We start from the raw sequence: 8258 nt of genomic DNA on the forward strand, positions 1-8258 counted from the left end.
ATTTGGTTATTAAACTAATTCTACCCGTTATGGGTTATTTTTTTAATTTATGTTGCACTTGAATTGTAAATTCTCAATGAGAAAAAACTTATCAAAAAATCCACTTAAGATTCTTAAGTTATCGTGGCACAGTATTTTAGAAAGCGATCATTGCAAGCGCCACCATCTTTGATCAACCTGCAATTTCCGTTAATGTTTTGTAAAGTTAAGAATTGATGATAAACTATCACTAATCGTCTTAGGAAATATTAATGAACAAAGGGGACCTCTATATGCAAGCTCGCGTTAAAGGCCGGTGGTTCGTCGCAATGGCGGCCTGTCTGGCAGCATTTATTTTGGGTATTCAATTCCAAACCATCCGGGTCCATGCTGAACCAACCTATACGATTGGGACCAACACGACCTTCGCTCCATTCTCGATTCAGGATAAGAACGGGAAATACAGCGGCAAAAACCCCGGGATCGAAATTGAAATGTTGAGAAAAATTGCCAAGCATGAACATTTCAAATACCGTTTCAAGATTATGAGCTTTAATGGTGACTTGCAGGCCCTCTCCAACGGCCAAGTTGATGCGGTCATGGCCGGAATGTCAGTAACCAAAGAACGGGAACAAAAATTTGATTTCTCAACCCCTTACTACAACGACGGGGTAGTGGTCGCGGTGTCCAACAAGGAACACATCACTTCCTTAAAACAGCTGAAAGGGAAGCAAGTTGATGCCAAGTCTGGTACCTCTGGCGCCATCATGGCCCAAAAGTACAAGAAGAAGTACGGTTACCATATTAAGTACTTCCAAGATTCCAACACGCCTTACAATGACGTTAAAGTAGGCCACGCGGCAGCAGTCTTTGATGATGAACCAGTGCTCAAGTACTCGATTAAGAACGGCGTTCCGCTGAAGATCATTTCCAAGCATGCCGAATACACGACTCCAATTGCGGTCGGCTTCAAGAAAGGTAAAAACCAAGAGCTGCAACGGAAGATGAATGACGGGATTCGTTGGCTGAAGAAATCCGGGGAAATGAAGAAGATTCAGGATAAGTACCTGAAATCCAATGCAACCCATATCGATACTGCTAAACAGCGGACGATTCCAGGACTGATCAAGAACAACTCATCAGCACTGCTTCGTGGTCTGTGGGCAACGGTTTGGTTAGCCATCGTTGGGATTATCCTCGCTTTGATCTTTGGGACGATCCTCGGGGTGCTTGGGATCGCTGATAACAAAATCTTGAACGGCATTTCTGCTACGATTATCTACATTTTCCGGGGACTGCCAATGATGGTACTAGCCTTCTTCATTTACATTGGTCTGCCAGCGGTGATTGGCCACAAGATTCCGTTAAACCAAGCCGGACTCTTAACGCTGATGCTTGACGAAGGGGCTTATGTCGGTGCCATTGTCAAGGGTGGCTTTGATTCTGTTGATAAAGGACAGTGGGAAGCTGCTCGTTCACTAGGGATGCCATACTACAAGGCTTTGTGGAAGGTTGTCGCGCCTCAGGGCTTCAAATTGATGATCCCATCACTGGTCAACCAATTCATCATCACCTTGAAGGATACCTCCATCCTTTCTGCTATCGGGGTCATGGAACTGACCGAAACCGGGACAGTTATCATCGCCCGGAACATGGAAGGCTTCAAAATGTGGCTGATCATTGGGGTGATGTACATCATCATCATTACCCTCTTGACTTGGTTATCTAACTACGTTCAAAAGAAAATAGCAAAATAGGAGGTTGGTTCAATGGATTCACAATACAAAATTCAAATTAAGGACCTCCATAAGAGTTATGGTGCCAACGAGGTCTTAAAGGGCATTAACATGAATGTCAAACCATCTGAAGTGGTTTGCATGATCGGCCCGTCTGGTTCGGGGAAGAGTACTTTCCTGCGCTGCATTAACCGCTTGGAAGTCGCACAGAAGGGCCATATCTATGTTGATGGTTACGACATTGCCGACCCGAAGGAGAACATCGACAAGATTCGGGAAAACATCGGGATGGTATTCCAACACTTTAACCTTTTCCCGAACATGTCAGTGCTGGATAATATCACTCTCGCACCTGTACAGGTCAAACACGAAGATAAGGCTCAAGCTGAAAAAAAAGCCCTCAAGCTACTTGACACGGTGGGGTTGAGGGAAAAAGCCAACACAAACCCGACCAAGTTGTCTGGTGGTCAACAGCAACGGGTGGCTATCGCCCGGGCTCTGGCAATGAAACCGGACGTGATGCTCTTTGATGAACCGACCAGCGCTTTAGACCCCGAAATGGTTGGTGACGTGCTGGAAGTTATGCGCCGCCTGGCCAAGCAAGGGATGACGATGATCGTCGTAACTCATGAAATGGGCTTTGCTAAGCAAGTCGCAGATCAAGTGGTCTTCTTCCATGACGGAGTGATTCGTGAACAAGGAAGTCCGGAGCAAATCTTCGATCATCCTCAGCACCCTGATACAAAGAATTTCCTTGATAAAGTGCTGAACGCGTAATATTCAATCCAGGATGAGTACATCCTGGATTTTTTGTTGCAAAAATATTGCAGAAATTACTAAGCTCGCGCAAACGCTTGTCAACACTAATATAAAGGTAAATCGGGACGGGCTTAAAACTTCTTTAAAGATTAATTTGACATTTATTGTTACATTTTTGTTGCAAAGCTGTTACAATAAATATATAAGAAATCCAAGAGAATTGATCGGGGGTTGTAACAATGAAAGCACAAAAAGTTTTAACTAGTATGGTGATGTTGACAGCAGCTTTGACCTTAGCCGGCTGTGCGAAGAGTAGCAGTGCTCCAGCTACGAATGAATCGCACGTTCGCTCTGCTAAAGTTACCAAGGCCCCGTCACATAAGGCAGCTAAGACTGATAAAGCTGCTGCTAAGGGCAGCAAGCAGGCGGCGAGTGCTTCCAGCAGTGTTACTAGCTCCAGTGCTGCCAAGATTTCCAGCACTTCTAATAGTCAAAATAAAGCGGTGGCCAACAGTCAATCCGAATCCAGCCAGGCAACGGCACCGGCTGCTGCTAGTCGGGCAACGATGGCCCACAGCAGTGCTAATGCTTCTAGCGTCAACGCCAACAGCCACAGTGAAGCGGTTCAGCTGGGCTTAGGTGACACGGCGGTTTGGACTGACTCACAAGGTGTGACTCACCACGTTAACAGTGACGGCTTGGACAAGCAAACCAGCAAGAATAGTAACTCAGTTAGTTACAGTGACTGGTCCGGTAGTCTGCCTCAAGGGGTTAAGGTGGAACACAACTAATTAGATGATCGATCCTCGATCATAAATAAGCGTTCGCTTTGTTAAGCGGACGTTTTTTTTGCTGTTTGTTCAGCAATTGCTTATAATGAAGGCTGTTTCCGCTGCCGTTTTCGGAAGCGGTATTTTTGTGTATGAAAGGAGATTGGCAATGATAAAAATCGCTAAAAGAACCCTTAATTGGTGGGCTGCATTAGCGGCGTTGCTTTTCATGTGCGTGCAGGTTGCCTGTGACCTTTATCTGCCGACCATTACGGCCAACTTGATCGACAAGGGGATCATGAAGCGCGATATGCATTATATTTGGATGATTGGCGGCATGATGTTGCTGGTGGCCTTTATTGGACTGCTGGCGGCCGCCGGCAACGTCTTCTTTGCTTCCACCCAGGCGATGCGCGTCGGGGAGCGACTGCGCAATATGATCTACCATAAGGTCCTGCACTTTTCTAGCCGCGAGTTATCGAAATTTGGCTCTTCGTCCCTGATTACTCGTTCGACCAATGACATCGTGCAAATTCAAAACGTGATGGTGCAGATGATGCGGATGATGCTGATGTCACCTATTATGCTGGTGGCCGCAATTATCTTGGCCTATAACCGGGAACCGCATTTGACACGGATCTTTATGATCAGCTTGCCAGTCCTCGCCTTGGCAATCGTTGTCGCCATGTATTTTGCCATGCCTTACTTTAAGAGCATGCAACCGAAAATTGACAAGATTAACTTGATTTTCCGGGAAGGCTTGACTGGGGTACGGGTTATTCGGGCCTTTAACCAGGACAAGCGAGAGCAGAAACGCTTCGAAAAGGCTAACGAATCATATACCCAAACTGGTTTTTATGCTTTTACCTGGATCTCGTTCTTGTTTCCGGTCATGACCTTGATACTCAGTATGACCAACGTCGGTATCACTTGGTTCGGGGCGCATTTGATCGCTAACCGGACGATGCAGGTTGGGAATCTGATTACTTTCATGACCTATGCAACGCAGATTATGATGAGCTTTATGATGCTCTCCTTTGTCTTTGTCTTTGTTCCGCGGGCCGAAGTATCAGCGCGCCGGTTGAATGCGGTGCTGGATGAACCAATCACCGTGACGGACTTGCCGGACGAACAGCGGCAGCCATTGGATGAAACTCAGCCGGCTTCGCTGGAATTTCAACACGTTGATTTTCGCTATGACGGGGCTCAGCACCTGGCGCTCAAGGATCTGAATTATAAGGTGACGGCCGGCCAGACACTGGCGATCATCGGGGGGACCGGTTCCGGCAAGTCGACGCTGGTCAACTTGATTCCGCGTTTGTTTGACCCGGCCGCTGGCAAAATTCTCGTCAACGGCCAGCCGATTCGCCAGCTCAGTCTTCACGACTTACACCGTTTAATCTCGATTACCCAGCAAAAGGCCGTTCTCTTTTCGGGGACGGTGCGTTCCAACCTTCAATTTGGCAATCCCGAAGCAACTGATGAACAGATGTGGAAAGCGCTGAAGATTGCCCAGGCAGCGGACTTTATCCAAGAGCAGGGTGGTTTGGACGCCAAGGTCGAGCAAGATGGTAGCAACTTTTCTGGTGGTCAGCGACAACGTCTCGCGATCGCCCGGACGATTATCAAACGGGCTGAGATCTATATCTTTGACGATTCCTTCTCCGCCCTTGACTTTAAGACGGATGCCAAATTGCGGCAGGCCCTGGCGGAAGATGATTCGCTCAGCCAGAGTGTTAAGGTGATCGTAGCCCAGCGGATTTCGACGGTTGCTGATGCGGACCTGATCCTTGTCCTCGATGACGGGCAGGTGGTTGGACAGGGAACGCATGCGGAATTGAAGGCTCATAACAAGACCTACCAGTCAATCTTGCACTCACAGATTCAGGAAGGAGATGACGCGGATGCATAATGATCATAAAGGACCACGGAAGGCCCAACATTTCTGGGCATCCACGAAGCGTCTTCTGATGTACCTGAAACCCTGGTGGGGTGGCGTGCTCTTATCGGCATTCCTCGCCCTGGCTTCGACGGTCTTGAACCTGCTGGCGCCGAAAGTTCTCGGGGAAGCCACGACGACGATCTATAACGGCATTATGAAGGGCTACCGGCTCACTCAACATGGCCAGCATCTTGCCCAGTTGCCAATCGACTTTACGAAGATCGCTCACATTGCTGTCATCGTAGTCTTGCTGTATGCTTTTTCCGGACTGCTCAGTATGTTTGAACAGGTGATCATGACCTGGATCAGCCAACGGGTTGTCTTCAACCTGCGGGGCGACTTAAAGGCGAAGATGGCGCGGGTGCCGGTCAAATTTTACGATACGCACGCGAACGGTGATCTGATGAGCCGGATGACCAACGATATGGATAACATCGCGACGACTCTCCAGTCGAGTTTGATTGAACTCCTGACGAGTGCGGTGACCTTCGTCGGTGTCCTGATCCTGATGTTTACCATCAGCTGGCAATTGACCTTGGTGGCTCTGATTACGGTACCACTGAGTCTCATCGTGGTAGCCTTTGTGGCTCCACTGGCGCAACGGCTCTTCAGTCGGCAGCAGGCGGTATTGGGCGATATCAATGCCCAGGTGGAAGAAACCTATGCCGGGCACACGATTGTGCGGACCTTCAACCATGAAGAAGACGAGGAGCAACGCTTCGCTAAGACTAACCGGCGTTACTACCAGGCCGCTTGGAAGGCGCAGTTCTTCTCCATTTTGATTTGGCCACTGATGAACTTTATTCGCAGTTTCGGCTACCTGAGCGTTGCCATCGTTGGGGCAGTGCGGATGATCCATGGCCAGATTACTTTAGGGGATATTCAGGCTTTTCTTCAATACACGAACCAGTTCTCCCAGCCGATCACCCAGGTGGCCAACCTGGCAAATACGATTCAGATGACGATCGCCTCGGCAGAACGGATCTTTGCTATCCTGGACGAGCCGGAGATGTCGACTGACTTGGCTACGACACCGGTTAAAGATGGCAAGCCGGTCCCGAAGATCGAGTTTGATCATGTAGACTTTAGCTACCAGCAGGATGAACCGTTGATCACGGACTTCAGTCTGAAAGCGCCGGCAGGTGAAACTGTTGCGATCGTCGGGCCAACGGGAGCTGGGAAGACGACGATTATCAACTTGCTAGAACGTTTCTACGAGGTGCAAGGTGGTCACATCTACCTGGATGGGCACGACACCAAGTCGATGACCCGGCCACAATTGCGGAGCCATATCGCGATGGTACTCCAAGATACCTGGCTTTTTAACGGTACGATTTTTGATAACATTAAGTATGGACGGGAAAACGCCAGTGATGACGAGGTTTACGCTGCTGCCAAGGAGGCCTATGCTGACGAATTCATTCAAGAATTGCCAGATGGTTACCAGACGGTTCTTAACGAAGCAGCTTCCAATATTTCCCAAGGCCAGCGGCAACTGCTGACGATCGCCCGGGCCTTTCTCGCCAATCCCGAAATTTTGATTTTGGACGAAGCGACGAGTTCGGTCGATACCCGGACGGAAACCTTGATTCAGCAAGCGATGGAGCATTTGCAGCAAGACCGGACCAGCTTTGTTGTTGCCCACCGCTTGTCGACGATTCGCAATGCTGAACACATCATCGTGCTGAATCACGGGCAAATCATCGAAACGGGGGATCACCAGTCCCTGATGAAGAAGGGCGGCTTCTATGCCGATCTTTACAACAGTCAGTTTATTGGCAACAATCTGTAGACAAGTCGGGGCGTGAAAATGGCAAACTATGAACAAACAAGGCAGTTGATGCAGTCAATGGTGGACGACCAAGTGGTTCCTGGCTACTCCGCGGTCATCTTTGATAAGAAAAATGAATGGGCCGCGACGGCGGGCGTATCACGGTGGCGACCAACACTGGCACCATTAACAGCCGAGATGGTTTACGATCTGGCATCGCTGACCAAAGTGATCGGCACGGTGCCCCTTATCGCGCAGTTGATTCAGGAGGGCCAAGTCAGTCTGGATCAACCCGTGGCGGACTTCTTGCCTGAACTCGGGGATCAGCGGCCGACGATTCGTAATCTCTTCACTCACACTTCAGCAATCAGCGGCTGGATTCCCCACCGCAACGACCTGAACTGTGATCAGTTGACGAAGGCCTTCTTGCAGGACATGAGCGTGGGAGTCAACCTGAATCGGGAAATCCGCTATGCTGATATCAACTTTATCTACCTCGGCTGGGTGGCGGAGCGGATCTGTGGGGCGCCGGTTCAGCAGCTGATTACTGATCGCATTATCAAACCATTGGGACTTACTGCCACAACTTTTCATCCGGATCCCGACCAGGCCGTGCCGACAGAAATTCAACCGCAACGGGGCCTGATTCGTGGTGAGACTCATGATCCCAAGGGTTATATTTTAGGCGAGCACTGTGGTTGTGCCGGCCTTTTCAGTACCGCTCAGGACTTAGCCCATTTTGGTCGGCACCTGATTGAAGATCGGCTGGGTGGTCTATTGGATCAGTCGATGATCGACGCCATGTTTGTTGACCAGACACCAATGCCGGGTGAGCATCTTCGTTCCCTCGGCTGGCAGCTCTATCACGATCCGCATGATCGGCACTACGTTATTGCCCACACGGGTTTTACCGGTACCTGGATCATGCTGGACCGGCAGCGCGATCGCGGCTTTGTCTTTTTATCCAACCGCGTCCATCCCCGCGCCAAGAACGATGAATTCTTGCGGCGCCGCGGACAAGTGATGGCGGCCTTCCTTAACGCATAAGAAAAATCCGTTCGGCGTCAAAATGCCGAGCGGATTTTTTGAAATGGGGGCAAGGAAACTCGTTCTTTTAAGGACGTGATGAATTGCCCCTACTTTTTATACCTATGCCACACATGGTTTAAGCAAAACATGGTATAATAATTGGTATGAAAGATAATAATAGGCTTACATATGGCAGAACATCAGTCTACAATCTGAATTACCACATCATATGGGGAACTAAATATCGCAACAAAGTGTTGAAAGGAAACGTT

General features: G+C 49.1%; 7 protein-coding genes. All 7 read left to right on the plus strand.

All coding sequences use genetic code 11. The annotated features are described in order from the left end of the window. Positions 1-308 precede the first annotated feature (308 nt). Complete coding sequence (locus tag QOR82_RS08355; protein ID WP_283584313.1) at positions 309-1736, plus strand: ABC transporter substrate-binding protein/permease; 1428 nt, start codon at positions 309-311, stop codon at positions 1734-1736. Positions 1737-1748: 12 nt separating this feature from the next. Beyond that, positions 1749-2492 (plus strand): amino acid ABC transporter ATP-binding protein, encoded by a 744-nt coding sequence (locus QOR82_RS08360; protein ID WP_283584308.1) that lies wholly within the window; start codon positions 1749-1751, stop codon positions 2490-2492. Positions 2493-2713: 221 nt separating this feature from the next. Beyond that, complete coding sequence (locus QOR82_RS08365) at positions 2714-3265, plus strand: CDP-diacylglycerol diphosphatase (protein ID WP_283584309.1); 552 nt, start codon at positions 2714-2716, stop codon at positions 3263-3265. 148 nt (positions 3266-3413) lie between these two features. Continuing rightward, positions 3414-5156, plus strand: coding sequence for an ABC transporter ATP-binding protein (locus QOR82_RS08370; RefSeq protein ID WP_283584310.1), 1743 nt, complete (start codon positions 3414-3416; stop codon positions 5154-5156). Next, positions 5149-6978, plus strand: a complete 1830-nt coding sequence (locus QOR82_RS08375; RefSeq protein WP_283584311.1) for an ABC transporter ATP-binding protein — start codon at positions 5149-5151, stop codon at positions 6976-6978. The genes QOR82_RS08370 and QOR82_RS08375 overlap by 8 nt, the downstream gene beginning before the upstream one ends. An 18-nt stretch (positions 6979-6996) precedes the next feature. Continuing rightward, entirely contained in the window at positions 6997-8004 is a 1008-nt protein-coding gene (locus QOR82_RS08380) for a serine hydrolase domain-containing protein (RefSeq protein WP_283584312.1), read from the plus strand. 146 nt (positions 8005-8150) lie between these two features. Further along, the coding region (locus QOR82_RS08385) for a transposase (protein ID WP_283584314.1) at positions 8151-8258 on the plus strand (108 nt) is incomplete at its 3' end.

Source organism: Limosilactobacillus difficilis (genome assembly GCF_947387495.1).
GTDB classification, from domain to species: domain Bacteria; phylum Bacillota; class Bacilli; order Lactobacillales; family Lactobacillaceae; genus Limosilactobacillus; species Limosilactobacillus difficilis.